Here is a 24,858-nt window from a genome sequence, read left to right as displayed (position 1 = left end):
CGACAGCCCAAACGAGAATTGACGAACTGTCTTGATCTGCCATGCATGAATGCATGAGCGAACCGGACTGGAGCCTGTACCGCGCCTTCCTGGCGGTGATGACCGAGGGCAGCCTGTCGGCCGCCGCCCGCGCCCTGGGCCTGACCCAGCCGACGCTGGGCCGCCAGGTCGCCGCGCTGGAGCAGGCCCTGGGCGTGGCCCTGTTCACCCGCTCGCCCCAGGGCCTGAAGCCCACCGACGCTGCCCTGGACCTGCAGCCGCACGCCCAGGCCATGGCCGGGGCGGCCAGCGCCCTGGTCCGCGCCGCGTCCGGCGCTGGCGACACCGCCCGCGGCGTGGTGCGCCTGACCGCCAGCGAGATCATCGGCGCCGAGGTGTTGCCGCCGATCCTGGCCGACTTCCGTCCCAAACATCCCGGCGTGGCCGTCGAGTTGTCGCTGGACAACCAGCAGCAGGACCTGCTGCGCGGCGCGGCCGACATCGCCGTGCGCATGGTCCGCCCGACCCAGGAGGCCCTGGTCGCCCGGCGGCTGGCCGACACCCACCTGGGGCTCTACGCCCATCGCCGCTATGTCGAGGCCGAGGGGGCGCCCGCCACCCTAGACGCCCTGCCCGACCATGCGGTGATCGGCTTCGACAAGGGCACGCCGTTCCTGCGCGGCCTGGTCCAGCGCGTGCCGCTGCCGCCCCACGGCTTCGCGTTCCGGGCCGACAGCGACCTGGCCCAGCTGGCCGCCGTGCGAGCGGGCCTCGGGATCGGCTTCATTCAGCACGGGGTGGCTCGCCGCGACCCCGACCTGGTCCCGGTCTGCCCCGGCCAGATCGGCTTCGACCTGCCCGTCTGGCTGGTCATGCACGAGGACCTGCGCGCGACGTTGCGGATGCGGGCGATGTTCGACCACCTGGCCGAGGGGCTGGACGCGTTCCTGGCGACGTCGCAGCCGTGACTGGGGACAGGCGCAGGCGCCTGTCGCCAACGGGTCTGGAGCTCGAGCGCCGAATCAGGGCGCTTAGCCGGCTGGAGCGAGGCGGGGGAAATCAGATGATGAAAGTTTCGAGCGCGCTCGCGGCGCTGCTGTCGCTGACGGCCGGATCGGCCCTGGCGCAGGACACGCCGACGGCCCAGCTGCCCGCCCAGGTCACGGCCCTGACCGGCTGCTGGCGGGGCTCGGGCCAGGTGATGGGCAAGCCCGTGACCCTGACCCTTTCCGCCAAGCCGATCGCCCTGGGCGCGATGTTCCTCATCGAGACGGAAAGCCAGGCCAAGGCCGACCCCGCGGACCGCTACGCCGCTCACCTGGTGATCGGGACCCACGCGGCCAAAGGCGGCGTTCCCGCGACCCTGACGAGCTATTGGGCCGACAGCTTCGGCGGCGACTACACCGCCACGGGCGCGGGGGCGGTGCGCGACGACGGTTTCGAGATCGCCTATCCCTATCCTCCCTCCAGCTTCCTGAACCGCTGGACCCAGGCGGGCGACCGGCTGGCGTGGCGGATCACCGCTCGCGAGGGCGACAAGGACCAACCGTTCGCCCATTACGAGGCCACGCGCGTGGCCTGCTCCTCGACCGAAAAACGTGGTTAACCGAACCTCAACGGGGTGCGGCTAGACTTCTGCTCATGCGCCGCGCCCTCGCCTGCCTGCTGATCCTCGCCGCCCTGGCCGGCTCCGCCACGGCCCAAACGGCCAAGCCGACGCGGGTCGTCCCCTCGACCGCGACTCGCGCCCCGGTCCAGGACGACACCCCGGCCCTGCCGCCGCCGCTGATCCCGCTGACCGGCGCCGCCCAGGCGCGCGACCCGGACCAGTGCCGCTCGTCCTGCAACCGCACCTACTTCTTCTGCCACGCCAACGGCGACGACGACAGCTGCCCCACCCAGTGGATGCAGTGCAAGTCGCGCTGCACGGCCACCTATTCCCCGCGACCGCTCGGCAACTGAACGCGCCGACCCAAGGCGGTTTGACGGCTGGCATAACGCTGATACGTTCACCTGAACAACGATAAGTCAGGGAGGAGGCGATGACCTCCGCTACGCCATCCGCACGGCTTCCCAAGGCCTGCATCATCGGCGCGGGCTGCAGCGGCTTCACCACCGCCAAGCGGCTGAAGGACGCCGGCGTCCCCTATGACTGTTTCGAGGCCTCCGACGACATCGGCGGCAACTGGTACTACAAGAACCCCAACGGGCTGTCGGCCTGCTACGAAAGCCTGCACATCGACACCTCCAAGTGGCGACTGGCCTTCGAGGACTTCCCGGTCCCGGCCGACTGGCCCGACTTCCCGCACCACAGCCAGATCCTGGCCTACTTCAAGGCCTATGTCGCCCATTTCGGCCTGCGCGAGACCATCACCTTCAACACCAAGGTGCTGCGCGCCGCGCGCAACGCGGACGGCCTGTGGTCGGTGACCCTGTCGACCGGCGAGACCCGGCTCTACGACGTGCTGATCGTCGCCAATGGCCATCACTGGGACCCGCGCGTTCCCGACTATCCCGGAACCTTCGACGGCGTCGCCTTCCACGCCCACGCCTATAGCGACCCGTTCGACCCCGTCGACATGCGCGGCAAGACGGTCGTGTTGGTGGGCATGGGCAATTCGGCCATGGACATCGCCAGCGAGCTGGCTCAACGCCCGATCGCCGGCAGGCTGATCGTCTCGGCCCGGCGCGGGGTCTGGGTCTTCCCGAAGTATCTGAACGGCAAGCCGCTGGACAAATCCGCCATGCCGCCGTGGATGCCGCGTCGGCTGGGCCTGAAGGTCGTCCGCGCGCTGGTCCGCAAGCACCTGGGCCGGATGGAGGACTACGGCCTGCCCAAGCCCGACCACCAGCCGCTGGAGGCCCATCCCTCGGTCAGCGGCGAATTCCTGACCCGGGCCGGCTGCGGCGACATCACCTTCAAGCCGGCGATCAAGGCGCTGGAGGGTCGCCAGGTCCGCTTCGCCGACGACAGCGTCGAAGCCGTCGACGTGATCGTCTTCGCCACCGGCTATAAGATCAGCTTCCCGTTCCTGGACGACCCGGCCCTGGTTCCCGACGCCGACCACCGCCTGCCGCTGTTCAAGCGGATGATGAAGCCCGGCGTGCCCGACCTCTTCTACATGGGTCTGGCCCAGGCCCTGCCGACCCTGGTCAATTTCGCCGAGCAGCAGTCCAAGCTGGTCGCCGCCTACCTGACCGGCCGCTACGCCTTGCCGACGATCGCCGAGATGCGGCGCATCACCGCCAAGGACGAGGAGCGCCACACCGGCCACTATTACGCCTCGGCCCGCCACACCATCCAGGTCGACTTCGGGGTCTATTGCGCCGACCTGAAGACGGAGATCTCGGCCGGCGAGAAGCGGGCGCGAGCGGCGGGCGGCGCCCTGCCCGTGCCGGCCCGCGCGCCGGACGCCTTGCCACTGGCGGCGGAATGAGATGGCGCCTTGCGTCCTTCGAGGCCCGCTGCGCGGGCGCCTCAGGATGAGGAACTCTGTCGCTGAATCCCTCATCCTGAGGTGCGCGCCGAAGGCGAGCCTCGAAGGACGCACGGTCTCGCCGCGAGCTGGAGCTTGCTCCCACCGCGGAATGAGGCTGAAATCATGACGGGGCGTCATCTGCGCCTCGCCACGAGTCGCGTCCGATGTCGAACATCGCCTATTTCCCCGCCCGCCCGGTCCTGGAAGACAACAAGCCGGGCAAGCGCGAGCGCACCAAGGTGGCCAACCGCCAGGCGATCCTCGATGCGGCGCGGGCGGTGTTCGGCGAGCTGGGCTACGAGGCCGCCACGGTCCGCGACATCATCCGCCGCACCGGCTTGGCCTCCGGCACCTTCTACAACTACTACAAGTCCAAGGAGGAAGTGTTCGACGCCCTGGCCGACGATGGCGCGCGGCGTTTCCGGCCGATCCTGCGGACGGAGTTCGAGAAGGCGGTCGACTTCGAGAGTTTCCTGCGCGGCGCGATCCGCGCCTATTTCGACTTCCTGGCCGCCGAGCACGAGAGCTGGCGGATCAACCGGCCGGCCGGCGAGGTCTTTCCCCACGCCCGCGCCACGCCCGAGATCCAGGCCGTGTTCGACGAGGTCCATGCGGCCTTCGCCAAGGTGCTGGAGCACGACAACGCCCCGGCCGTCGACTTGGACTACTTCGCCGCCGCCTGCATCGCCGTGGCCCGCGAGGTCGGCGACAAGATGCTGGAGCGCCGGCCGGTCGACGTGGACGGCGCCGCCGACTTCGCCGTCCGGATGATCCTGGGCGGCCTGCCCGCCCTGCCGCGTCCGTGAAGACGGAGCCGAGATCCTCGTCCTTCGACAAGCTCAGGATGAGGATCTCTACTGAAACGCACAGCCCTCATCCTGAGCTTGTCGAAGGACGAGGGCGGCCCAAGAAGTCGAAGAAAGAGCCCGAATGGCCGACCCCGCCGTCGAGAAGTTCATCCTCAAGGCGCTGATGTCGCTACCCAGCCCAGTGCTGCGGGCGATGTCGGGCGGCGGGACGGTCTATCGCGGCGGGCGGACCCTGGATCCGCGCTTCCAGTTCCTGGCCGCGGCGGCGGCCAAGATGCCGTCGATGACCACCCTGTCGCCGGACGAGGCCCGCGCCGCCAGCGCCAAGGGCCTGGCCGCCATGAGCGGTCCGGCCGAGCCCGGCGTGCGCAACGAGAGCCTGTCGATCGACGGCCAAGACGGCCCGATCCGGCTGCGCGCCTACCGTCCGGCCGACCAGGACGGCGGCGCTCCGCTGATCGTCTTCGCCCACTTCGGCGGCGGGGTGATCGGCGACCTGGAGACCTGCCACGCCTTCTGCGGGATCCTGGCCCGCATCGCCCGCACGGCGGTGCTGTCGGTCGACTATCGCCTGGCCCCCGACCACCGCTTCCCGAGCGGGCTGGACGACGTGCTGGCCGCCTTCCGCTGGGGCCGCGACAACGCCGCCCGCTTCGGGGCCCTGCCCGGGACGGCGGCGATCGGCGGCGACTCGATGGGCGGCAACTTCGCCGCCGTCATCGCCCAGGAGATGCAGCGCGCGGGCGAGGCCCAGCCGGCCCTGCAGCTGCTGATCTATCCCGCCGTCGACGTGGCCAGCGAGACGCCGTCGATGACGACCTATGCCGACGCCTATCCACTGAGCGGGCCGGTCATGGACTGGTTCATGGGCCACTATATCGGCGCCGACGCCGACCCGGCCGATCCGCGCCTGTCCCCCGGCCGGACCGCCGACCTGTCGGGCCTGGCGCCGGCCGTGGTGGTCACCGCCGGCTTCGACCCGCTGGTCGACCAGGGCGAGGCCTACGCCAAGCGCCTGATCGCGGCGGGCGTGCCGACCACCTACCGCTGCTACGACAGCCTGGCCCATGGGTTCACGGCGTTCACCGGGGTGGTCCCGGCGGCGGATGCGGCCTGCCGGGAGATCGCGCGGCTGGTGCGGGCGGCGTTGGAGAGTTCGAAGCTCTAAGCTTTTAAATCCGCTCATCCCGGCGAATGCCGAGACCCAGATGGACTGGCTTGGCGGCTGACGCCAAGGGCTCACAGCTCTTCCAATCCGCCACACAGCTAAGGGATCTGGGTCCCGGCGTTCGCCGGGATGAGCGGAGATTGAGGGAATCCATGACAGCCACCATGCGCGCCCTTGTCGTCGAGACCCTGCCCCCCGACTTCGCCGGCTGCGCCGTCCGTGAAGTCCCCACGCCGCAGCCGGGTCCCGGCCAGGTGCTGGTCCGCGTGCGGGCCGCCAGCGTCAACTTCCCCGACCTGTTGATGACCCGGGGCGAATACCAGTTCAAGCCGCCCCTGCCCTTCACGCCCGGCCTGGACCTGGCCGGCGAGGTCGCGGCGCTGGGCGAGGGCGTCACGGGCTGGAGCCTCGGCGAGGCCGTGGTTGGCGGGGCGCGGCTGGGCGGGTTCGCGCAATATGCCGTGCTGGCCGCCGAGGCCCTCAAACCCAAGCCCGCTCGGCTGTCGTTCGCGGAAGCCGCCGCCTATGGCGCGGCCTACCTCACCGCCTATGTCGCCCTGATGCGCCGGGCGCGGCTGGAGCCCGGCGAATGGGTGCTGGTGCATGGCGCGGCCGGCGGGGTGGGGCTCGCGGCCGTCGACCTAGCCAAGGCCCTGGGCGCGAAGGTGATCGCCGCCTCGGCCTCGGACGAGAAGCTGGCGCAGATCCAGCGCCTCTACGCCCCGGACGCCATCGTCAACGTGACCGGCGGCTTCAAGGACGAGGTCAAGGCGATCACCGGCGGGCGCGGGGCCGACGTGATCTACGACCCGGTGGGCGGCGACGTGTTCGACGAGAGCGTGCGCTGCATCGCCTTCGACGGCCGGCTGCTGGTGATCGGCTTCACCTCGGGCCGCATCCCGACCGTCTCGGTCAACCTGCCGCTGATCAAGGGCTTCTCGGTGATGGGCGTGCGGGCCGGGGAATACGGTCGGCGATTTCCGGAGAAGGGACGCGAGAACACCGAGGCGGTGTGGCGGATGGCCGACGAGGGCGTGATTTCGCCGCATGTGCACGCCACGTTCAAGCTTGAGCATTGGCGCGAGGCGTTCGACCTCCTGGCCAACCGGCAGGTGGTCGGCAAGGCGGTGGTGCAACCGAACGAGGTTTGAAGGAGCTTGCGATGATCCGCGAAGTGACGCTGGCGGCAGCTCTCGCGCTGACGGCGAGCATGGCACACGCCGACGAACCGCCCCTGTACTTGAAAGGCGTGCTGATCAAATCCGTCGAGCGCTCCAGAGTCGGCTCGGGGATATTCGTTTTCTGGCATCGCTGGACCGTGGAACCGCGGGCCGGCGATACGATGTCGCTATTCTCTCTGAGCCTCTCCACCGAAGAGCCCCTGCCGAGCCCTGGCCAGCTTTGCGACGTGCGCTATCATTTGGGTAAGTTGGGAGGCATGCCAGGCCCTGCTTTCGATACGGCCAAGGATTGGCCGATCGTGGATGACTTCACCTGCGCACCGCTCTCGCAGAAACCCGGCCCGCCAAGCCCCTGATCCGACTCGGCTTCGTGTCGGACTCCGGTTGACAGCGCCCGCCCCTTCCCTTATCCACCGCCCCTCACTCGCGGCGGCCCTCCGGCTTCCGCGTCCCATTATTATCGGAGCCACCTCGTGAAGCGGACATTCCAGCCGTCGAAGCTCGTGCGAGCCCGCCGTCACGGCTACCGCGCGCGTATGGCCACCAAGAACGGCCAGAAGATCGTCGCGCGTCGCCGCGCCAAGGGCCGCAAGCGCCTGACGGCCTAACAGCCTTTCTCCCGTCTCCATTTCGGCGGGATCTAGACCATGATGAAAGCCGCCCTTTCCTCGAACCAGGCCCAGCGCCTGCGCCGGAAAGGGCGGCTTTTTTCATGACCGACGCTTCGGTTGCGCCGCCGGCGAAGGCCGTGAAGATCGAGCGCCTGAAGAAGCGCCCCGACTTCCTGAAGGCCGCCAAGGCGCCCAACCTGGCGCGCGGGGCGGTGTTCATGCAGATGCGCCCGCGCCACGACGACGACCCGCTGATCCGGGTCGGATTCACCGCCACCAAGAAGATCGGCGGCTCGGTCCAGCGAAATCGCGCCAAAAGACGCCTGCGCGAGGCCGCCAGGCTGCTTCTCCCCCTTCATGGCCGCCCGTCTTGCGACTATGTGTTCATCGCCCGCGGCGGAACTGGCCAGCGGGACTGGGGGCGTTTGCTTGACGATGTTAAAACCGCGCTGATAAGCCTCGCCGCCGACCTCGATCGCGCGGGCCCGGGCGCGACGCCCGCTCCGCACGCCCCCGCCGCGTCCGATTCCTCCGTTTCTGGTTAAGTCCAACCCATGCAGAACGACTCCAACAAAAACACGCTGATGTTCATCGTCTGCGCGTTCGCGATCCTGATCGGCTACCAGTTCCTGGTGCTGGGTCCGCAGCAGAGGAAGGCCGAGGCCGAGCTTCGCGCCAAGAAGGTCGCCGAGGCCCAGGTCGCGGCCCAGCCAGGGATGACCCTGGGCGCCGACGGCCTGCCCCAGCCGCTGAAGCTGTCGCGCGACGAGGCCAAGGCCCAGAGCCCGCGCATCGCCGTCGACACCCCGGCCCTGTCGGGCTCGATCGCCCTGAAGGGGGCGCGGATCGACGATCTCTGGCTCAAGCGCTACACCCAGACGGCCGACAAGAACTCGCCGCCGGTCGAGCTGTTCCGCCCCGAGGGCGCCGAGCACGCCTGGTTCGCCGACTTCGGCTGGGCCGGGATCGCCGGCATGACCGGCCTGCCCACGCCCCAGACCGTATGGACCGCCGCGCCCGGCCAGGTGCTGCGTCCGGCCACGCCGGTCGTCCTGACCTATGACAACGGCCAAGGCCTGGTGTTCACCCGCACCATCTCGGTCGACGCCGACGCCATGTTCACCGTCGCCGACACCGTCCGCAACCAGGGCGGGGCGGCCGTGGCCCTGGCGCCCTACGCCTCGGTCCAGCGCCAGGGCATTCCGACCGAAGGCCCGCACGGCCTGGGCAAGACCCAGATCGTCTACGAGGGCGGCATCGGCGTGCTGGGCGGCATCGACGGCGTCGAGAGCGGAAAATACATCCTGCAGAACAAAGCCAAGTACCCGAAGTGGAAGAAGGACAAGCCGCTGCAGGACAACCTGGAGTCCAAGGGCGGCTGGATCGGCATGACCGACAAGTACTGGCTGGCGGCCCTAGTTCCCCAGCAGTCCGAGATGATCAAGGGTCGCTTCCAGGTGAAGCCGGTCAGCGGCGTCGACGTCTATGAATCGGCCTTCACCGGTTCGCCGCGCTCGCTGGCGGCCGGCGCCACCGTCACCAGCACCACCCGCCTGTTCGCCGGCGCCAAGACCGTGCCGCTGCTGACCCGCTACGAGTACGGCGGTAAGCCCGTGGTCTGGTGGCAGTTCTGGAACCGTCCGGCCGCCGCCATCCCCAGCTTCGACAAGGCCGTCGACTGGGGGATGTTCGAGGTCATCACCCGGCCGATCTTCAACGTCCTGGAGATCTTCTACAAGCTGGTCGGCAACTTCGGCGTGGCCATCATGCTGCTGACCGTCACCCTGAAGCTGATCCTCTTCCCGCTGGCCGACAAGAGCTACGAGTCGATGGCGAAGATGAAGAAGATCGCCCCCGACGTCGAAAAGCTGAAGGCCAAGCACAAGGACGATCCGGCCAAGCAGCAGCAGGAGATGATGCAGCTGTACGCCAAGGAGAAGATCAATCCGATGATGGGCTGCGTGCCCATGCTGATCCAGATTCCGATCTTCTACTCGCTGTACAAGGTGCTGACGGTGACCATCGAGATGCGGCACGCGCCGTTCTTCGGCTGGATCACCGACCTGTCGGCCCGCGACCCCTCGACCTTCACCACCCTGTTCGGCCTGATCCACTGGGATCCGGCGACGGCCCCGCTGATCGGGGGCCTGCTGGCGGGCCCGCTGCACATCGGCGTGTGGCCGCTGCTGTACGGCTTCACCATGTGGCTGACCACGGCGATGAACCCGCCGGCCGGCGATCCGATGCAGCAGAAGATCTTCCAGCTGTTCCCGATCGTCTTCACCTTCACCCTGTCGCAGTTCGCGGTGGGCCTGGTGATCTACTGGTGCTGGAGCAACGTGCTGACCATCATCCAGCAGTACATCATCATGCACCGCTACAAGGTCGACAACCCGATCGACAAGCTGATCGCCCGCTTCAGCGGCAAGTCCGTCGAGGCCACCTGATGGACGAGCTGGGCTACAGCGAAGAGGAGATCGAGGCCGCCCGCGTGCTGTTCGCCCAGCCGGCGACCTTCATGATGGGCGCGGTCAAGATGGACGGCATGCCGGCCCCGACCCTGCCGGAAGTGGCCTTCGCCGGCCGCTCCAACGTCGGCAAGTCCAGCCTGATCAACGGGCTGGTCGGCCAGAACCACCTGGCGCGCGCCTCGAACTCTCCGGGGCGCACGCGGGAGGTCAACTTCTTCGTGCTGGCCGAGAAGCTGCGCCTGGTCGACCTGCCGGGCTACGGCTTCGCCCGGGTGTCCAAGAGCATCGCCGACAAGTTCCAGGACCTGGGCCGGGCCTATCTGCGCGGCCGGGTGAACCTCAAGCGGGTCTACCTGCTGATCGACGCCCGTCATGGCCTGAAGTCGGTGGACGCCGAGGCCCTGGACGCCCTGGACATCGCGGCCGTCTCCTACCAGATCGTCCTGACCAAGGCCGACAAGATCAAGCAATCCGAGCTGGACGTCACGGTCGACAAGACGCTGAAGGCGATCGCCAAGCGTCCAGCCGCCTTCCCCAAGGTCCTGGCGACCTCGTCGGAGAAGGGCTACGGCCTGCCCGAGCTGCGCGCCGAGATCGCCCGGACCTGCTTGAGCTGAAACGGCTCAGCCGCGGGCCGAGGACACCACCCAGCGCGCCGCGCCGACCGTGATCGCGTCCTCGACGAGACCGGTCGGCGTCTGGCCGAACCGGCGCATGGCGCGCTTCCGCAAGCCGAAGGTGACGTAGGCGGACACGACGGCCGCCGCCGCGCCCAGGGCCGCGCCCTCCAGCGCCCGCCGACGGGGAGCCAGGGCCGCGCCGGCCAGGCCGCCGCTGACGAGGCGCGCGAGGATGCCGGCCAGCACGATACGGTCCGGCGCCGAACGCAGCTTGTCGCCCCATAGCTCGCCGCCCGCCAGGATCGTCGAGCCGGTCGCCACCAGCGGATCGCCCAGCCAGGACGGCGCGCCGGTGTCGCGCGGCAGCTGGCCCTTGCGAGCGGCCTCGCTGACGGCGGCGAAGGGGGTGACCGCGCGGGCGCCCGCGACCAGCCCGATGAGGAAGGATCGGATCATGTCCACACAAACCCGCCGGTCGCCGGTTCGATCCCGCGACGCGCGGCCTGCGTGATTGCTATAGAGTCCGGGCTCGGCTAAGAGCGCCGCCCCGTCCCTGAAGAACCCGCCCATGACCCGTCACGAACTGAAGACCTGGCCCCAGTATTTCGCCGCCGTCCGCTCGGGCAAGAAGCGCTTCGAGATCCGCCGCAACGACCGCGAGTTCGCGGTGGGCGACGTGCTGGTGCTGCGCGAGTTCGATCCGGAGCAGGACGTCTATACCGGCCAGGTCGAGGAACGGCAGATCACCTTCCTGCTGTCGGAAGAGGACTACGGCGTCATCCACGGCTTCGTGGCCATCGGCTTCGGCGAGGTGGTCCATCACGGCGACATGCCGGCCGACGGCGCCCTGACGGCGGCGCAGCTGGCCCACTGGCACGAGACGACCTCCAACAACGCCGCCCTGCGCGCCCAGGACGCCCGCAAGGTGGCCCAGAGCTACGCCGCCCCGACCACCGGCCGCGCCGCCATGCCGGTCGCCGCCGACCGCCACAGCGCCGTGGCCGCCGCCGCCGAGGCCGAGGCCGCCTTCCACGCCGCGGCCGCGAAGATCGTGCGGGGGAAGTAGGTCGCATCGGTTGGGGACAGGCGCATGCGCCTGTCCCCCGGTCCGGGGCGCTGAATCAAAAAGGGCGGACCTCACGGCCCGCCCTTTTCGTTGCGCGATGGGGCGATGCCTTACGCCGCCTGGCTGACCTGGGCCGGGAAGACGTCGTCCATGCGCAGATAGGTGATCAGGCGGCTGTCCAGCGAGATGATCGCCTGGATGAAGCGCAGTTCGTCGGTCCCCAGGTCCGGGGTCGGCTGCAGGTGGTCGCGCGACACGGTGAAGGTCTCGCTGACCGCGTCGACCAGGATGCCGGCCAGGCGGTCCTGGCATTCGACCACGACGATGACGTGGCGGGTCTCGGGGACGGTGACGCCCAGGCCAAGGCGATTGCGCAGGTCGATGACCGGCATGATCGCGCCGCGCAGGTTGATCACGCCCTTCAGGAAGGCCGGGGCGTGCGGGATCGGAGTGGCCGGGGTCCAGCCGCGGATCTCGCGGACCGTCTTGACGTCGATGCAGAACTCCTGCTCGCCAATGCAGAACGAGATCAGCTCCAGGGCGGGTTCGGCGTGGTCGGTCATGGTCGGGTCCCGAGGGTCGAAGGTCTTCGCGGTGAAGGCCGAAAACCGGCTTCGCGTCGTCTGTCACAAGAGCCCGAGCGCCGTTTAATAACGGTTAATGCAGCGCTTGCGGGACGGCGTCGAATTGTCGCGCGCGCTGGTCCTCCTCCCGTGGGGGAGGTGTCGGCGAAGCCGACGGAGGGGGGAGTGATCGGCAGGCGGCCTCAGCCCGGATCGACGATCCAAAGACTCCCCCCACCGGCCTTCGGCCGCCTCCCCCACGGGGGGAGGATCACGGCTCCGACGCCCCGACATCGCCCTCGTCGGTCAGGTTGAACTCGTACCAGACGCCGTTCAGTACGCCGAAGGCGACGGCCAGGCCCAGGCCCAGCACCCAGGTGAAGTACCACATGGCTTGAAACTCCTCAGTACAGGGCCGGGTCGGTCTTGAGCGCCGCCGTGCTGGTCCGGCCCCACAGCACCTTGAACACCCAGGCGGTGTAGAGCAGCACGACCGGCATCAGCACCGCCACGACGATCAGCATGATGAACAGGGTCAGGTGGCTGGATGAGGCGTTCCACACCGTCAGGCTCGAGCGCGGATCGATGGTGCTGGGCAAGATGAACGGGAACATCGACAGGCCCACCGTGGCCACGATCCCCGCCGCCGAGGCCGACGAGCCGCCGAACGCCAGGGCCGCCGACCGCCGCCACAGGCCCAGCAGGGCCAGGATCGCGCCGCCGAGGCCCATCACCGGCGCGACCAGCATCCAGGGATGGCGGCCGAAATTGTCGAACCAGGCGCCCGGACTGGCGACCGCGGTCCCGCGCAGCGGATTGGAAGGTCCGGCGGGGTCGAACGCCCCCTCGATGCGGAAGCCCAGGCGCGTGGCCAGCAGGCCCCCGACCACGAACAGGGCCAGGGTGGCGATCCCGGCGCCCGCGCCGAACCGGCGGGCCCGGTCCCCGACCACGCCCTGCTCGGCCTTGATCCCCAGCCAGGCCGCGCCATGCAGCACCAGCATGGCCACCGACAGCAAGCCGCAGACCAGGGTGAAGGGGGTGAACAGGCCGAAGAAGGCGCCGTGATAGGTGGCCCGCAGGTCGCCATCCAGCTTGAACGGCGCGCCCTGCAGCACGTTGCCCACGGCCACGCCGAACACCAGCACGGGCACGAAACTTCCCGTGAACAGCGCCCAGTCCCAGAACGCCCGCCAGCGAGGATCCGGCCGCTTGGACCGATACTTGAAGCCGACCGGCCGCAGGATCATGGCCACCAGCACCGCGAAGATGGCCAGGTAGAAGCCCGAGAAGCTGACGCCATAGACCAGCGGCCAGGCCGCGAAGATCGAGGCCCCGCCGGTGATGAACCACACCTGGTTGCCTTCCCAGGTGGCGCCGACGGTGTTGATCACCATGCGGCGTTCCTCGTCGGTGCGGGCGACGAAGGGCAGCAGCGCGCCCACGCCCATGTCGTAGCCGTCGGTCACGGCGAAGCCGATCAGCAGCACGCCCAGCAGGCCCCACCAGATGATGCGCAGGGTCGGATAGTCGAGGGGAAGGTCCATGATCCGATCTCCTTTAAGCGACGGCTTCGCCGGCGGGGGCGGCCCCGGGGCGTCCGGGCGCGCCGGACGGGAAGGCCTCCTGCTCGGCGAAGGGGCCCTTCTTGATGGTCCGCAGGATCAGCCCGACCTCGACCACCGCCAGGGCGCCGTACAGCAGGGTGAACACCACGATGCTGGTCAGGATCTGGCCCACGCTCAGCGACGACGGGGCCAGGAAGGTGGGCAGCACGCCCTCCACCGCCCAGGGCTGGCGCCCGACCTCGGCCAGCACCCAGCCCAGCTCGGTCGAGATCCACGGCAGCGGGATGGCCGCCACGGCCAGCATCAGGAACCAGCGCGTATTGTGCCGCCGCAGGGTGACCAGCACGAAGGCGGTGGCGAACATCGCGATCATCAGGAAGCCGATGCCGGCCATGATCCGGAACGACCAGAACATCACCGGCACGTTGGGCACGGTGTCCCAGGCGGTCTTCTGGATCAGCGCCTTGTCGGCGGTTCGCGGGTCGGCGACATGCCGCTTGAGCAGCAGGGCGTAGCCGAGGTCGCGGCGGTGCATCTCGAAGACGCCGCGCGCCGCCAGGTTCTTCGGATCGGCCTTCAAGGTCTCCAGGGCGTCATAGGCCACCACCCCGCTCTCGATCCGGGTCTCGGCCTGGGCCACCAGCTCGAAGATGCCGGCGACCGGCCGGTCCAGGCTGCGGGTGGCGATCAGGCCCAGGACATAGGGGATCTTGATCTCGTCGTGGGTCTTGCGGGCCTTCAGGTCCGGGATGCCGAAGGCGGTCAGGCCGGCCGGGGCGGGTTCGGTCTCCCACATCGCCTCCAGGGCGGCGAGCTTCATTTTCTGGTTGTCGGTCAGGGCGTAGCCGCTCTCGTCGCCCAGCACGACCACCGACAGGGACGAGGCCAGGCCGAAGGCGGCGGCCACGGTCAGCGAGCGCTTGGCGACGCTGACATAGCGGCCCTTCAGCAGATAGAAGGCGCTGACCCCCAGCACGAAGACAGCGGCGATGGTGTAGCCGGCGCTGACCGTGTGCACGAACTTGGCCTGGGCCACCGGGTTGAACAGCACCGCCCGGAAGTCGGTCACCTCCATGCGCAGGGTGTCGGGGTTGAAGGCCGCGCCGACCGGGTTCTGCATCCAGCCGTTGGCGACCAGGATCCACAGGGCCGACAGGTTGGTGCCCAGGGCGACCAGGAAGGTGACCAGCAGGTGGGTGACCGGCCGCAGCTTATCCCAGCCGAAGAACATCAGGCCCACGAAGGTGGCCTCGAGGAAGAAGGCCATCAGCCCCTCGATGGCCAGCGGCGCGCCGAAGATGTCGCCGACATAGTGCGAGTAGTAGGACCAGTTCATGCCGAACTGGAATTCCATCGTCAGGCCGGTGGCCACGCCGAGCACGAAGTTGATGCCGAACAGCGTGCCCCAGAACCGCGTCGTGGTGCGCCAGATCGGCCGCTTGGTCATCACATAGACGCTCTCCATGATCACCAGCATGAAGGACAGGCCCAGCGTCAGGGGCACGAACAGGAAGTGGTACAGCGCCGTCAGGGCGAACTGCAGGCGGGAGAGGTCGACGACGGCGGGGTCCATGCAGCGCTCCGGTGGTCGTTGGCGATCGCGCCAAGGACCTTCTACCCCTAGACGCATCAAGGCCAGGGCGCTTTGATCCTGATCAAGGACGCGCCCGTCCCCCGACCCTAACAACGGCCGATGACCGCCAGTTTCACCGCCCAGCTCGACGCCGTCGCGCGACCCTGGCTGCAGGCGATGAGCCCGGCCGGCGGTCGCGCCACGCGGACCGCGCCGCTGTGGCTGCTGGCCGACGTCCCCGCCGCGGTCGCCTTCGCCGCCGGCCTGGCCCTGGCGATCGACGCCCTGCCGCGGGGCCTGGCCGCCGCCGCGCCCTGGCTGGCCCTGCTCGCCCTGGCGGCCGCCGCGCGGGGCGGGCTGGCCAAGCGCGCCGCCGAGGCCGGAGCCCTGGCCGCCGCCGGGGTCAAGGCCCGGGCGCGCCAGGACGCCGTCGCCTCGGTGCTGGGCGGTCGCGTCACCGGCGGCGAGGCCCTGTCGGCCGTGGTCGAGGGGGTCGAGGCCCTGGACGGCCACGTCTCGCGATTCGCGCCGGCGCGAATGGCCGCCGCCGTCGCGCCGCTGCTGGTCATCGCCGCCGTCGCCGTCGCCAGCCCGGTGGCGGCGGGGATCCTGCTGGCGACCCTGGTCCCGTTCGGCCTGGTCATGGCCCTGGCCGGCGGGGCGGCGGCCGAGGAGTCGCGGCGGCAGTTCCTGGCCCTGGAGCGGCTGTCCGGCCTGTTCCTCGACCGGGTCCGCGCCCTGCCGCTGGTCCTGGCCTTCCAGGCCGAGGGCGCGGTGACCCGCGACCTGTCGGTCGCCGCCGACGACCTAGCACGGCGGACGATCCGTGTGCTGAGGATCGCCTTCCTGTCGTCCGGCGCGCTGGAGTTCTTCGCCGCCCTGTCGGTGGCCGTGGTGGCGGTCTATTGCGGCTTCAACCTGCTACGGCTGCTGCCCTTCCCGGTTCCCGAGCAGCTGGACCTGAAGCGCGCCTTCTTCGCCCTGGCCCTGGCCCCGGAGGTCTACGCCCCGCTGCGCCGGCTGGCCGCCGCCTATCACGACCGCCAGGCCGCCGAGGCCGCCGCCCTGACCCTGGCCGCCCTGCCGCTTCCGCCGCCCGCTCCCCCAACCACCTCGTTCGACGCCCCGCCCGCCCTCCGCTTCCAGGCCGTGACCGTGACCTACGCGGCCGGCGAGGCTTCGGTGTTCGACGGCTTCGACCTCGATGTCGCGCCCGGCGAGGTCGTCGCCCTGCTGGGCCCCAGCGGCAGCGGCAAGACCACCCTGCTGAACCTGCTGCTGGGCCTGGCGCCCCTGAGCGGCGGCGAGGTGTCGATCGGCGACCAGCGCCTGTCGCACCTGGGTTCGATCGCCGCGTCGGTCGCCTGGGCCGGACAGTCGCCGGTGGTGCTGCCCGGAACCCTGGCCGACAATCTGGCCCTGGCTCATCCGGGCGCCGCCCGCGAAGACCTGGTGCGAGCCGCTCGCGCCGTCGGCCTTGACGCCGTGCTGGACGACCGGGACGGCCTCGACACACGGCTGGACGAGCGCGGCGCGGGCCTGTCCGGCGGCGAGCGGCGGCGGCTGGGTCTGGCCCGGGCGCTGCTCAAACCCGCCCCGATCCTGCTGCTGGACGAGCCGACCGCCGACCTCGACGCGACCTCGGAACAGGCCCTGCTGCCGATCCTGCGCCAGGCGGCGCGCGGCCGCACGACCCTGATCGCCACCCATTCCGAGGCCGTCGCCGCGCTGGCGGATCGCGTGGTGCGGCTGTGAAGCGGCCCGCCGGCGGTCCCCTCGCCGACCTGATCCGCCAGCAGCGTCGGCGCCACGCCGACGGCCTGCGCCTGGCCGCGCTGTCGGCCGCCATCGTCGGGGCGGGATCGGTGCTGCTGCTGGGCCTGTCGGGGTGGTTCCTGACCGGGGCGGCGATCGCCGGCGTCGCCGGACTGGCGGCGGCCCAGGCCTTCAACGTGCTGCTGCCCAGCGCCGGCATCCGCCTGCTGGCCATCCTGCGCACCGCCTTCCGCTATCTGGAGCGCTTGTCGGGCCACGCCGCGGCCCTCAAGGCCCTGGCCGCCATCCGCCCGACGCTCTACGCGTCCCTGGCCGCCGCCCCGCCGGCCCAGGCCCAGGCCCTGGCCCTGTCGCGCGGCGAGGCCTCGGCCCGGCTGGTGCAGGATGTCGACGCGGTCGAGACCCGGCTGATCCGCCTCTCCGCCCCCTGGGGCGCCGGGGCCGCCGTCGCCGCCGGACTAGCCATGGCCGCGCCCGCCGGCTGGGCGAGCGCCGTGGTCGTCGCCCTGGCCGTCGCCGCGACCGTGCTGGGCGTCCGCGTCCTGACCCGCCGCCTGACCGCCCGCACCGGCCCGGCGATTCAGCAGGCCGCCGGCGACCTGAAGGACGATCTGGCCGCCTACGCCGCCGCCGCGCCTGAGCTGCGGGTCTATGGCGTCCAGGGTCGCGCGGCCGCCGAGATCGCCGCCAAGGGCGCGCGGCTGGACGCCTTGAGGCGCGAGGCCGTGGCGGCCGGCGGGTGGGTGATGGGGCTGCAGGGCGCGATCCTGGGCCTGGCCGTCGCCGGGGTCCTGGCCTTGGCCCACGAGGCCGCCACGCCCCTGGCGGCCATGGCCGGCCTGGCGACCGCCATGGCGCTGGAGGGCCTGGCGGGACTAGGCAAGGCGTTCGAGCAGGCGTCGGGCGCCGACGCGGCGGCCGAACGGTTGGACGCGGTGCTGGGGCATGAGCCGACGGCGGCGGGCGCCCAGGCCTTATTGGATTGTCCAAGCCTGAACGTCGGCGATCTCATCCTCGAACCGGGCGCGCGTCTGGTCCTGACCGGCCCGTCGGGTTGTGGCAAGACGACGGTGCTGGAGCGACTGCTCGGCCTGCGCTCTTTAAACTCCACTCATCCCGGCGAAAGCCGGGACCCAAGCGGTATCGGCCCTGTAGATGCCGAGCGAAACCACCCCCTCGGCTTGGGTCCCGGCTTTCGCCGGGAGGAGCGGAGTGTGGGGGTGGCGCTCGCGCTGAACGGCCACGCCATGGAAGCCCTAGATCCGACCACCCCCCGCGCCGCCTTCGCCCACGCCCCGCAGGACGCGGCGATGATCGCCGGCACGGTGCGCGCCAACCTCGCCCTGGCCGGCCCGCACGCCGAGGAAGCCGTGTGGGACGCCCTGGCCGACGCCGCGCTGGAGGCCCGGGTCCGCGCCCTGCCCCAGGGCCTGGACACCTGGATCGGCGAGAACGGCGAACGGCTGTCGGGCGGCGAGCGGCGGCGGCTGTCCCTGGCCCGGGCCCTGCTGCGCGACGCGCCCTGGCTGCTGCTGGACGAGCCCACCGAGGGCCTGGACGCCGCCACCGAGGCCCTGGTGGTCGCGCGCCTGGACGCCCGCCTGAAGCGCACCGGCCAGGGCCTGGTGCTGGTCAGCCACCGGCCCGCGCCGCGCGCCTTGTGCGATCGGGAACTGCCAATCGCTCCGCCCCGCGCTATAGGGTAGTCGACCTTGCGCAGCGGAGGCCGCTATCACGTGATGACCACGGTTTCGGCCGGGACGCTGCACAGCGACCTGCGGCCCCGGGCGTATCTGGCGGCCATGGCCACGGTGCTGGCCTGCTGCCTGATCCAGCTGGCCCTGCCGCCCGGCTTCACGGCCCCGTCGGCCTTTCTGCTGTTCGTGCCGTCCGTGCTGATCAGCGCCGCGGTCGGCGGCCTGGCGCCGGGCCTGTTCGCCACGGTCCTGGCGGCGGCCGCGGTCTGGATGCTGAAGGTGCAGGGACGGCCCGACCAGGCCACCGCCCTGTCCAGCCTGGTGTTCGTGATGATCGGCTCGGGCATGTCGGTCGGCGGCGGCTGGTTCCACGCCGCCCGCTCGCGCGCCGCGGCCATGACCCATCACCTGCAGTCGATCCTCGATTCGGCCCCCGACGCGGTGATCGTCATCGATCCGGCCGGGGTGATGACCTCGTTCAGCCCGGCCGCCGAACGGCTGTTCGGCTGGACCTCGGCCGAGGCGATCGGCCGCAATGTCAGCCTGTTGATGCCCGAGCCCGAGCGCAGCGCTCACGACGGCTTCCTGGCGCGCTACGCCCAGACCCGCGAAAAGCGGATCATTGGCATCGGCCGCGTGGTGGTGGGCCAGCGCAAGGACGGAAGCACCTTCCCGATGGAGCTGGCGGTCGGCGAGACCCGGGGCCAGCAGCCGTTCTACACCGGCTTCATCCGTGACCTGACGGAACGCCAGCAGACCGAGGCCCGACTGCGCGACCTGCAGACCGAACTGGTCCACGTCTCGCGCCTGACCGCGATGGGCGAGATGGCCTCGACCCTGGCCCACGAGCTGAACCAGCCGCTGTCGGCGATCGCTAACCTGCTCACCGGCTCACGCCGGCTGATCGACCGCGGCCGGCCCGAGGACCAGGCCAAGGTGCGCGACGCGGTCGACAAGGCCTCGGCCCAGGCGCTGCGGGCCGGCGACGTGATCCACCGCATGCGCGAGTTCGTGCGGCGCGGGGCCAGCGAGCGTGCGCCCGAAAGCCTGTCCAAGGTGGTCGAGGACGCCGCCGCCCTGGCGCTGATCGGCGCACGCGAGCACCTGGTGACCACCCGCCTGCAGCTCGATCCGGCCGCCGACGCCGTCTACGCCGACCGGGTGCAGATCCAGCAGGTGCTGGTCAACCTGATCCGCAACGCCGTCGACGCCATGGCCGACTCGCCGAGACGTGAGCTGACGATCGCCAGCCAGCGGCTCGAAAACGGCTCGGTTCAGGTCAGCGTCACCGACACCGGCTCGGGGATCAGCGACGATTTCCGCGAGCGCCTGTTCCAGCCGTTCATGACCACCAAGGCCGAGGGCATGGGGGTGGGCTTGTCGATCTCGCGCTCGATCATCGAGGCGCACGGCGGGCGCATCTGGGCCGATCCGAATCCGAAGGGCGGCACGGTGTTCCACTTCGTCCTGCCGCCGCGTAGAGATGAGGACGAGCACAACAGGCCAGGGACGTGATCGATGAGTGAAGCCGTGGTCCACGTGGTCGACGACGACGAGAGCGCCCGCGAGTCCCTGGCCTTCCTGCTGGAGGCCGCCGACTTCGAGGTGGTCAGCCACGCCTCGGCCCTGGCCCTGCTGGACGCCTTGCCCCTGGACGGCGCCGGCTGCGTAATCACCGACATGCGCATGCCCGACATGACCGGCCTGGAGCTGGTGCGCGAGCTGGGCGCCCGCGGCTGCCGCGTGCCGATCATCATGATCACCGGCCATGGCGACATCCCCCTGGCGGTCGAGGCCATGCGGGCCGGGGTGGCCGACTTCATCGAAAAGCCGTTCGGCGAAAGCCGGATCCTCGACGCCCTCAACCGGGCCCTGGAGGCCGGGCCGCCGCCCCTCGCCCAGAACGGCGCCCCGACCGCCGCCTCGGACGAGGCGGCGCTGGTCCGCCAGCGGCTGGAGACCTTGTCGGAGCGCGAGCGCCAGGTGCTGGACGGCGTCGTCGACGGCCAGCCCAACAAGGTGATCGCCCGCGAACTGGGCATCAGCCCCCGCACGGTCGAGATCTATCGCGCCAAGCTGATGGCCAAGATGCACGCCGACAACCTGGCAGCCCTGGTGCGCATGACCCTGTCGATTCGCCGGGGGTGAGCCCGCGGCGATCGCGGCGTTCAAGCCAGCCTAGGTAGTCCCCCTTAGGCATAGGACCCGACTGTACCGCCAGGCTCCCGCGACGGAGATTGGGCGGGCCAAAGAGATCGGGAAACCCTCATGCTGTCCGTGATCCAGACCGCCGCCCCCATCGTTACGCGTCCGCCCGCGACGATCGCGCTGGACGGCCTGCGCCAGAGCTACGGCCCCGGCGAGACGATCTTCGACGAGGGCCAGCGGGCCGACCGGGTCTATCAGCTGACCTCCGGAAGCCTGCGCACCTGCAGGATTCTGCGCGACGGACGCCGCCAGATCGAGGCCTTCCACTTCGCCGGCGACGTGTTCGGCCTGGAGGGCGGCGAGACCCACCGGGTGGCCGCCCAGACCCTGGGTCCCGCCCAGGTGCGGGTGATGCCGCGCTCGGCCCTTGAGGCCCTGGCCCATGAGCATGCCGACGTCGCCCGGCGGCTGCTGGCGCTGACCACCGACAACCTGCGCCGCTCCCAGGACCACGTGCTGATGCTGGGTCGCCGCACCGCCTGCGAACGGGTCGCGGCCCTGCTGCTGGACCTGGCCGAACGGACGGGCGCGGACGCCCTGCTCGACGTGCCGATGACCCGCCAGGACATGGCCGACTATCTGGGCCTGACCATCGAGACCGTGTCGCGCACCTTCACCCAGTTCCAGCACGACGGCCTGATCGCCCTGCCGACCACCCGCAAGGTGCTGCTGCGGGATCGAGCGGCGCTGGAGGCGATGGTGGACTGAGGCTCGGGCCCTTCACCAGTCCTTTTTTCAACCGTCATTCCGGGCCTTGTGCCCGGAACCCCTCTGTCCGCCGCAGGTGCGGAAGGGTGGCGCGCCCGCGCGCCACGGCGCTTCACCGTCGGCTGAACCAGGGGTCCCGGGCACGAGGCCCGGGATGACGACCAAAAGAGTAAGCCCTAGCTCGACGCGACGTTCATCCACACGGACGCCGTCTCGCCCGGCGCCAGGACCTTGATCCCGCTGTCGTCGCCGGTGAACGGATCCGGGCGGTTGGCCACCGGTTCGGCGCAGACGAAGTCGGCCCCCGGCGGCGAATAGACGTGCAGCCAGCGGCACTCGGGCGACGCCGTCAGGGTGGTGCTCGCCCCGCCCGGCGCCGACAGGGTCGCGACGCCGGTCCAGCCCGTGTAGCAGTTGTCGATCAATTCGCCGACCGCGGTCGGGGCGCCGGCCGCCCAGTCCGAGCGCCAGACGCCCTCGACATGGCGGGTGGGCAGGCAGTCCTCGTCGGTCAGCCAGACGCCGGTCACGCCCGCCTGCAGCCGCTCGCCGTCGCGGGCCGGGAAATAGGGGTGGAAACCCAGGCCGACGGGCATCGGCTGGTCGCCGGTATTGGTCACCGACAGGTCCTGGCGCAGGCCCGCCTCGCCCAGGGTGAAACGCTGCTCGGCGCGCCAGCCCCAGGGCCATTCGCCGGGCGGATGGTCGAAGGCGAGAACAGCCTCTGTCTCGGCCGCCGACACGACGGTCCAGGCCCCGCGCCAGGCCTGGCCGTGCAAGGCGTGCGGATGGTCTGCCAGGTTCGGCGACAGGGCGACGTCGCGGCCGCCGAAGCTGAAGCGCCCGTCGCGGATGCGGTTGCAGAACGGGACCAGGGCGAAGTTGCCGGTGTCGAGCACCTCGGTGGTTCCGGCCGGCGCCGGCCGCAGCAGGTCGCGGCCGTCCCAGGTGAACCGGCCCACCGAACCGCCCAGGGCGGGCAGCAGTTCGACGCGGGCGCGGGCGGTCTGCAGGACGACGACGGTCATGGGAAAGCCTCGGGAACTGGCGGTGACGCGGCCTGCCTACGCACATCGCCCGGCCGAGACAAGCACGGCGAAACGGCTGGACGCCCCAAAAGGATCGTCATCCCGGACGCCTCGTGAGGCTGTCCGGGATGACGACGGCGGGTTCAACCCTTTCGGGCTGAAGCGCCTACTCGACCTCCTCCGCTGCCCGCTGGTCGCTGGCGTCGACGGCCAGGCCCAGCTTCTCGGACATCAGCAGGGTCAGCAGGGCCTGCATGACCCCGCCATTGGCCCCGCCCTCGCCGCCGGCCCCGGTGATCGAGACCTTGGGCACCACGTCGACGCCGCTGGTCTCCAGGGCCTCGGCGAAGCGCTCGGCCACCTGGCGGGCCAGCTGGTAGCGGGCGCCGCCCGAGGCCTCGACCTGGCTGGCGATGGCCTCGGCGGTGGCCAGGCCCACCTTGCTGACCCGTTCGGCCTCGGCCCGGGCCAGGGCCACGACCTTGCCGGCCTCGCCCTCGCCCAGCAGGCGGGTGGCGTCGGCGTCGGCCTTGGCCAGGGTCCGGCGCTGCTGGGCTTCCTGTTCCGAGCGGGCCAGGCTGGCCTTGCCGGCGTTCTGCTGCACCTGGATCGACAGCTGGCTTTCGGTGATCGCCGTCTGCTGCTTGGCCAGGGCCTCGGCCTCGCGCAGCTCGCGCTCCTTCTGGGCGGCGAACTTCTGTCGCTCATAGGTGCCGATCTGCTCGTCGGCGATCTGCCGCTGGCGAAGCTGGGTCAGGATCTTCTCGATCTGGTCGTCGCCGCTGGCCGACGGACGCGGCGTGCCGATCAGCACCTCCTGGAGCTCGAGGTTATAGAGGCCGAACTTGGCCTTCATCTCCTCGCTCGACTGGCTCTGGATGGCGCTGCGGTCCTGCAGCAGCTCGATCAGGGTGCGGGTCTGGCCGATGTTCTTGAAATAGGCGCTGACCATCGGGTCCAGGGTCTGCTCGACCAGCTTCTTGATGTCGCCGAACCTTTGGATGACCAGCGGCGCCTTGCGGTAGTCGATGTGCACCACGACCGAGACCGGCAGGGTCGGCTCGAACGCGTCGCGGGTGATCAGCGACACCTCGGCCAGGTTCTCGTCGAACTTGTGCGAGCCCACGGCCATCGTCTCCCACTTCAGGATGAAGTTGGTGGTCGGCACCATGGTCACGCGCCCGGCATAGGTGTTGAAGGCGTACTTGCCCGGCAGCAGCGGGTCGCGCCACACGCCGCGCTCGCCGTTGGCGACCAGTTCCCCGTGGCGATAGCCCTCGCCCGAGGTGTCGGCGCCCAGCGCGCCGGTATAGGACACCACCACGCCCACCTGGCCGACCTCGACCACGGTCTTGTCGATCCGCTCGACGGTCGCGAACAGGCGGTTGATGTAATAGGTGCCCTCGACCAGCACCTGCAGCTGGCGACCCTTGCGGCCGCCCGCGGCCAGGAACTTGCCGGCCTCCTGGAAGCTGTTGTGGTAGGTCGCCGTGTCCTCGGGATCGACGCCGACCAGCGGCGCGATCAGCTCGCCCGACGGCAGGCCGGGGCCGTCATGGACGGTGATCACCCCGATCTGGTCGTCGGCGTCCTTGATCACGACCGGCTCGAAGCCGCCGCGTTCCTCGATGATCTCGGCCATCTGCTCCAGCAGGTCGGCCTCGCTGCGCTCCAGGCTCAGCGCGAAGGTGCGGTCCTTGGTCACCACCACGAACTGGGCCAGGTTGATGGCGTAGGCGCCCTCGCGCAGGATCTTGCGCTGCGGGCCCTTCTGGCCGCCGGCCTCGAGGAACTTGCGCGCGTCCTGGAAATCGACGCCGGCCGGGTGGGTGGCCAGGGTTTGGTCGGCCTCCAGCGGCGCGCCGTCACGGGCGAAGACATAGCCGATCCGGCCCTGGGGAATGGTCACCAGGGACTGGACGTGCAGGCGGTACTGGAACGGGAAGAAGAAGTGCAGGCCCCCGCGCAGGACGTCGGGCTGGAAGCCCGCCTCCTCCTTCAGCGCGATCAGGCCGCCGGCGATCGAGCCGCGTCGGCTCCACAGCTTCTCGACTACCGCCACGCGGTTGTTGCCGATGTAGCGGACCATGCCCGACGCGGCCACGAACACCGCCGCGAGCACGACGAAAAGCGCCGAACCGACCAGCGGTCCCAACGCCAAGAGGTTAGACATTTAGGTAGCCCCATGTGGCCGCCTGGGAAGCGATGATCGCTCCATGAATCAGCGGCCACGCTTCAAGTATGCATGCCGCGGCGCCGCGCAATCATGGGGCGATCACATCGGATCACGGACGCGAGAACTCCGTTACATGAAGTTCACGAAGGCCCGTTCGCCCGGTCCCAATCCGTCTTG

General features: G+C 70.2%; 25 protein-coding genes and 2 pseudogenes. 19 read left to right on the top strand and 8 right to left on the bottom strand.

From position 1 onward, the window contains the following. Positions 1-53: 53 nt before the first annotated feature. The 4 genes from G3M57_RS02970 (at position 54) to G3M57_RS02955 (ending at position 3,416) form a co-directional block, all read left to right on the top strand. Positions 54-947 carry a LysR family transcriptional regulator gene (locus G3M57_RS02970; RefSeq protein WP_163228637.1) on the top strand — a complete coding sequence of 298 codons (894 nt, stop codon included), beginning with the start codon at positions 54-56 and terminating at the stop codon, positions 945-947. Between the two features lie 98 nt (positions 948-1,045). Beyond that, positions 1,046-1,585, top strand: coding sequence for a hypothetical protein (locus tag G3M57_RS02965; RefSeq protein WP_230983854.1), 540 nt, complete (start codon positions 1,046-1,048; stop codon positions 1,583-1,585). Between the two features lie 35 nt (positions 1,586-1,620). Then, positions 1,621-1,941, top strand: coding sequence for a hypothetical protein (locus G3M57_RS02960; protein WP_163228635.1), 321 nt, complete (start codon positions 1,621-1,623; stop codon positions 1,939-1,941). A gap of 80 nt (positions 1,942-2,021) precedes the next feature. Further along, a complete protein-coding gene (locus tag G3M57_RS02955; RefSeq protein ID WP_163228634.1) occupies positions 2,022-3,416 on the top strand; it encodes a flavin-containing monooxygenase in 1,395 nt (464 codons plus the stop codon). A 4-nt stretch (positions 3,417-3,420) separates the two neighbouring features. Here the strand turns inward: G3M57_RS02955 and G3M57_RS27325 are convergent. Then, positions 3,421-3,561 (bottom strand): annotated as a pseudogene (locus G3M57_RS27325) (hypothetical protein); the annotation flags it as partial. Positions 3,562-3,622: 61 nt separating this feature from the next. Between G3M57_RS27325 and G3M57_RS02950 the strand changes: the two are divergent. The 9 genes and pseudogenes from G3M57_RS02950 (at position 3,623) to yihA (ending at position 10,315) form a co-directional block, all read left to right on the top strand. Further along, positions 3,623-4,264 (top strand): TetR/AcrR family transcriptional regulator, encoded by a 642-nt coding sequence (locus G3M57_RS02950; RefSeq protein WP_163228633.1) that lies wholly within the window; start codon positions 3,623-3,625, stop codon positions 4,262-4,264. A 13-nt stretch (positions 4,265-4,277) separates the two neighbouring features. After that, positions 4,278-4,366, top strand: a pseudogene (locus tag G3M57_RS27320) (hypothetical protein); the annotation flags it as partial. Between the two features lie 22 nt (positions 4,367-4,388). Next, on the top strand, positions 4,389-5,435 hold the full coding sequence (locus G3M57_RS02945) for an alpha/beta hydrolase (RefSeq protein ID WP_163228632.1): 1,047 nt from the start codon (positions 4,389-4,391) through the stop codon (positions 5,433-5,435). 152 nt (positions 5,436-5,587) lie between these two features. Further along, the gene (locus G3M57_RS02940) at positions 5,588-6,586 is read left to right on the top strand and encodes an NADPH:quinone oxidoreductase family protein (RefSeq protein WP_163228631.1); all 999 of its coding nucleotides are present in this window, start codon (positions 5,588-5,590) and stop codon (positions 6,584-6,586) included. An 11-nt stretch (positions 6,587-6,597) separates the two neighbouring features. Then, positions 6,598-6,972, top strand: coding sequence for a hypothetical protein (locus tag G3M57_RS02935; protein WP_056758454.1), 375 nt, complete (start codon positions 6,598-6,600; stop codon positions 6,970-6,972). A gap of 117 nt (positions 6,973-7,089) precedes the next feature. Beyond that, positions 7,090-7,224, top strand: a complete 135-nt coding sequence (gene rpmH / locus G3M57_RS02930; protein ID WP_012284717.1) for a 50S ribosomal protein L34 — start codon at positions 7,090-7,092, stop codon at positions 7,222-7,224. A 104-nt stretch (positions 7,225-7,328) separates the two neighbouring features. Then, complete coding sequence (rnpA, locus tag G3M57_RS02925; RefSeq protein WP_056758451.1) at positions 7,329-7,772, top strand: ribonuclease P protein component; 444 nt, start codon at positions 7,329-7,331, stop codon at positions 7,770-7,772. Positions 7,773-7,781: 9 nt separating this feature from the next. Next, positions 7,782-9,674 (top strand): membrane protein insertase YidC, encoded by a 1,893-nt coding sequence (yidC, locus tag G3M57_RS02920; RefSeq protein ID WP_163228630.1) that lies wholly within the window; start codon positions 7,782-7,784, stop codon positions 9,672-9,674. Continuing rightward, the gene (yihA, locus tag G3M57_RS02915) at positions 9,674-10,315 is read left to right on the top strand and encodes a ribosome biogenesis GTP-binding protein YihA/YsxC (protein WP_163228629.1); all 642 of its coding nucleotides are present in this window, start codon (positions 9,674-9,676) and stop codon (positions 10,313-10,315) included. The genes yidC and yihA overlap by 1 nt, the downstream gene beginning before the upstream one ends. Positions 10,316-10,321: 6 nt before the next feature. On the opposite strand, the gene G3M57_RS02910 is transcribed toward yihA, so the two are convergent. Then, entirely contained in the window at positions 10,322-10,774 is a 453-nt protein-coding gene (locus tag G3M57_RS02910; RefSeq protein WP_056758443.1) for a hypothetical protein, read from the bottom strand. A gap of 112 nt (positions 10,775-10,886) precedes the next feature. On the opposite strand from G3M57_RS02910, the gene G3M57_RS02905 reads away from it, so the two are divergent. Next, positions 10,887-11,384 carry an ASCH/PUA domain-containing protein gene (locus G3M57_RS02905; protein ID WP_057182053.1) on the top strand — a complete coding sequence of 166 codons (498 nt, stop codon included), beginning with the start codon at positions 10,887-10,889 and terminating at the stop codon, positions 11,382-11,384. A 110-nt stretch (positions 11,385-11,494) separates the two neighbouring features. Here the strand turns inward: G3M57_RS02905 and G3M57_RS02900 are convergent, their stop codons facing one another. The 4 genes from G3M57_RS02900 to G3M57_RS02885 form a co-directional block, all read right to left on the bottom strand. Beyond that, on the bottom strand, positions 11,495-11,947 hold the full coding sequence (locus tag G3M57_RS02900) for a chemotaxis protein CheW (protein WP_029911988.1): 453 nt from the start codon (positions 11,945-11,947) through the stop codon (positions 11,495-11,497). Between the two features lie 271 nt (positions 11,948-12,218). Beyond that, positions 12,219-12,338 (bottom strand): cytochrome bd-I oxidase subunit CydX, encoded by a 120-nt coding sequence (gene cydX, locus G3M57_RS02895; RefSeq protein ID WP_035071806.1) that lies wholly within the window; start codon positions 12,336-12,338, stop codon positions 12,219-12,221. Between the two features lie 13 nt (positions 12,339-12,351). Beyond that, the gene (gene cydB, locus G3M57_RS02890) at positions 12,352-13,494 is read right to left on the bottom strand and encodes a cytochrome d ubiquinol oxidase subunit II (RefSeq protein WP_163228628.1); all 1,143 of its coding nucleotides are present in this window, start codon (positions 13,492-13,494) and stop codon (positions 12,352-12,354) included. Positions 13,495-13,507: 13 nt separating this feature from the next. After that, entirely contained in the window at positions 13,508-15,088 is a 1,581-nt protein-coding gene (locus G3M57_RS02885) for a cytochrome ubiquinol oxidase subunit I (protein ID WP_056758433.1), read from the bottom strand. Positions 15,089-15,208: 120 nt separating this feature from the next. Here G3M57_RS02885 and cydD point away from each other — a divergent pair, with 120 nt between their 5' ends. The 5 genes from cydD to fixK all read left to right on the top strand — a co-directional run bounded on the left by cydD (position 15,209) and on the right by fixK (position 21,477). Beyond that, positions 15,209-16,843, top strand: coding sequence for a thiol reductant ABC exporter subunit CydD (gene cydD, locus G3M57_RS02880; protein WP_163228627.1), 1,635 nt, complete (start codon positions 15,209-15,211; stop codon positions 16,841-16,843). After that, positions 16,840-18,570, top strand: coding sequence for an ATP-binding cassette domain-containing protein (locus G3M57_RS02875; protein ID WP_163228626.1), 1,731 nt, complete (start codon positions 16,840-16,842; stop codon positions 18,568-18,570). The genes cydD and G3M57_RS02875 overlap by 4 nt, the downstream gene beginning before the upstream one ends. Positions 18,571-18,603: 33 nt before the next feature. Next, complete coding sequence (locus tag G3M57_RS02870) at positions 18,604-20,076, top strand: PAS domain S-box protein (RefSeq protein ID WP_230983853.1); 1,473 nt, start codon at positions 18,604-18,606, stop codon at positions 20,074-20,076. A 3-nt stretch (positions 20,077-20,079) separates the two neighbouring features. After that, positions 20,080-20,709, top strand: coding sequence for a response regulator FixJ (fixJ, locus tag G3M57_RS02865; protein WP_056758424.1), 630 nt, complete (start codon positions 20,080-20,082; stop codon positions 20,707-20,709). A 120-nt stretch (positions 20,710-20,829) separates the two neighbouring features. Beyond that, on the top strand, positions 20,830-21,477 hold the full coding sequence (gene fixK, locus G3M57_RS02860) for a transcriptional regulator FixK (RefSeq protein WP_163228624.1): 648 nt from the start codon (positions 20,830-20,832) through the stop codon (positions 21,475-21,477). A gap of 176 nt (positions 21,478-21,653) precedes the next feature. Here the strand turns inward: fixK and G3M57_RS02855 are convergent, their stop codons facing one another. Both G3M57_RS02855 and G3M57_RS02850 read right to left on the bottom strand, forming a co-directional pair. Next, a complete protein-coding gene (locus G3M57_RS02855) occupies positions 21,654-22,505 on the bottom strand; it encodes an aldose 1-epimerase (RefSeq protein WP_163228623.1) in 852 nt (283 codons plus the stop codon). Positions 22,506-22,671: 166 nt separating this feature from the next. Further along, positions 22,672-24,678, bottom strand: coding sequence for an SPFH domain-containing protein (locus tag G3M57_RS02850; RefSeq protein ID WP_163228622.1), 2,007 nt, complete (start codon positions 24,676-24,678; stop codon positions 22,672-22,674). Between the last annotated feature and the right edge of the window lie 180 nt (positions 24,679-24,858).

The organism is Caulobacter rhizosphaerae (genome assembly GCF_010977555.1).
GTDB lineage: Bacteria > Pseudomonadota > Alphaproteobacteria > Caulobacterales > Caulobacteraceae > Caulobacter > Caulobacter rhizosphaerae.
This window is presented reverse-complemented; position numbering and strand designations above follow the sequence as displayed.

What these genes read in the sequence shown, in the direction of transcription:
- G3M57_RS02970 (WP_163228637.1), top strand. Translation starts at nt 54, where the DNA reads ATGAGCGAACCGGACTGGAGCCTGTACCGCGCCTTCCTGGCGGTGATG.
- G3M57_RS02965 (WP_230983854.1), top strand. Translation starts at nt 1,046, where the DNA reads ATGAAAGTTTCGAGCGCGCTCGCGGCGCTGCTGTCGCTGACGGCCGGA.
- G3M57_RS02960 (WP_163228635.1), top strand. Translation starts at nt 1,621, where the DNA reads ATGCGCCGCGCCCTCGCCTGCCTGCTGATCCTCGCCGCCCTGGCCGGC.
- G3M57_RS02955 (WP_163228634.1), top strand. Translation starts at nt 2,022, where the DNA reads ATGACCTCCGCTACGCCATCCGCACGGCTTCCCAAGGCCTGCATCATC.
- G3M57_RS02950 (WP_163228633.1), top strand. Translation starts at nt 3,623, where the DNA reads ATGTCGAACATCGCCTATTTCCCCGCCCGCCCGGTCCTGGAAGACAAC.
- G3M57_RS02945 (WP_163228632.1), top strand. Translation starts at nt 4,389, where the DNA reads ATGGCCGACCCCGCCGTCGAGAAGTTCATCCTCAAGGCGCTGATGTCG.
- G3M57_RS02940 (WP_163228631.1), top strand. Translation starts at nt 5,588, where the DNA reads ATGACAGCCACCATGCGCGCCCTTGTCGTCGAGACCCTGCCCCCCGAC.
- G3M57_RS02935 (WP_056758454.1), top strand. Translation starts at nt 6,598, where the DNA reads ATGATCCGCGAAGTGACGCTGGCGGCAGCTCTCGCGCTGACGGCGAGC.
- rnpA (WP_056758451.1), top strand. Translation starts at nt 7,329, where the DNA reads ATGACCGACGCTTCGGTTGCGCCGCCGGCGAAGGCCGTGAAGATCGAG.
- yidC (WP_163228630.1), top strand. Translation starts at nt 7,782, where the DNA reads ATGCAGAACGACTCCAACAAAAACACGCTGATGTTCATCGTCTGCGCG.
- yihA (WP_163228629.1), top strand. Translation starts at nt 9,674, where the DNA reads ATGGACGAGCTGGGCTACAGCGAAGAGGAGATCGAGGCCGCCCGCGTG.
- G3M57_RS02910 (WP_056758443.1), bottom strand. Translation starts at nt 10,774, where the DNA reads ATGATCCGATCCTTCCTCATCGGGCTGGTCGCGGGCGCCCGCGCGGTC.
- G3M57_RS02905 (WP_057182053.1), top strand. Translation starts at nt 10,887, where the DNA reads ATGACCCGTCACGAACTGAAGACCTGGCCCCAGTATTTCGCCGCCGTC.
- G3M57_RS02900 (WP_029911988.1), bottom strand. Translation starts at nt 11,947, where the DNA reads ATGACCGACCACGCCGAACCCGCCCTGGAGCTGATCTCGTTCTGCATT.
- cydX (WP_035071806.1), bottom strand. Translation starts at nt 12,338, where the DNA reads ATGTGGTACTTCACCTGGGTGCTGGGCCTGGGCCTGGCCGTCGCCTTC.
- cydB (WP_163228628.1), bottom strand. Translation starts at nt 13,494, where the DNA reads ATGGACCTTCCCCTCGACTATCCGACCCTGCGCATCATCTGGTGGGGC.
- G3M57_RS02885 (WP_056758433.1), bottom strand. Translation starts at nt 15,088, where the DNA reads ATGGACCCCGCCGTCGTCGACCTCTCCCGCCTGCAGTTCGCCCTGACG.
- cydD (WP_163228627.1), top strand. Translation starts at nt 15,209, where the DNA reads ATGACCGCCAGTTTCACCGCCCAGCTCGACGCCGTCGCGCGACCCTGG.
- G3M57_RS02870 (WP_230983853.1), top strand. Translation starts at nt 18,604, where the DNA reads ATGACCACGGTTTCGGCCGGGACGCTGCACAGCGACCTGCGGCCCCGG.
- fixJ (WP_056758424.1), top strand. Translation starts at nt 20,080, where the DNA reads ATGAGTGAAGCCGTGGTCCACGTGGTCGACGACGACGAGAGCGCCCGC.
- fixK (WP_163228624.1), top strand. Translation starts at nt 20,830, where the DNA reads ATGCTGTCCGTGATCCAGACCGCCGCCCCCATCGTTACGCGTCCGCCC.
- G3M57_RS02855 (WP_163228623.1), bottom strand. Translation starts at nt 22,505, where the DNA reads ATGACCGTCGTCGTCCTGCAGACCGCCCGCGCCCGCGTCGAACTGCTG.
- G3M57_RS02850 (WP_163228622.1), bottom strand. Translation starts at nt 24,678, where the DNA reads ATGTCTAACCTCTTGGCGTTGGGACCGCTGGTCGGTTCGGCGCTTTTC.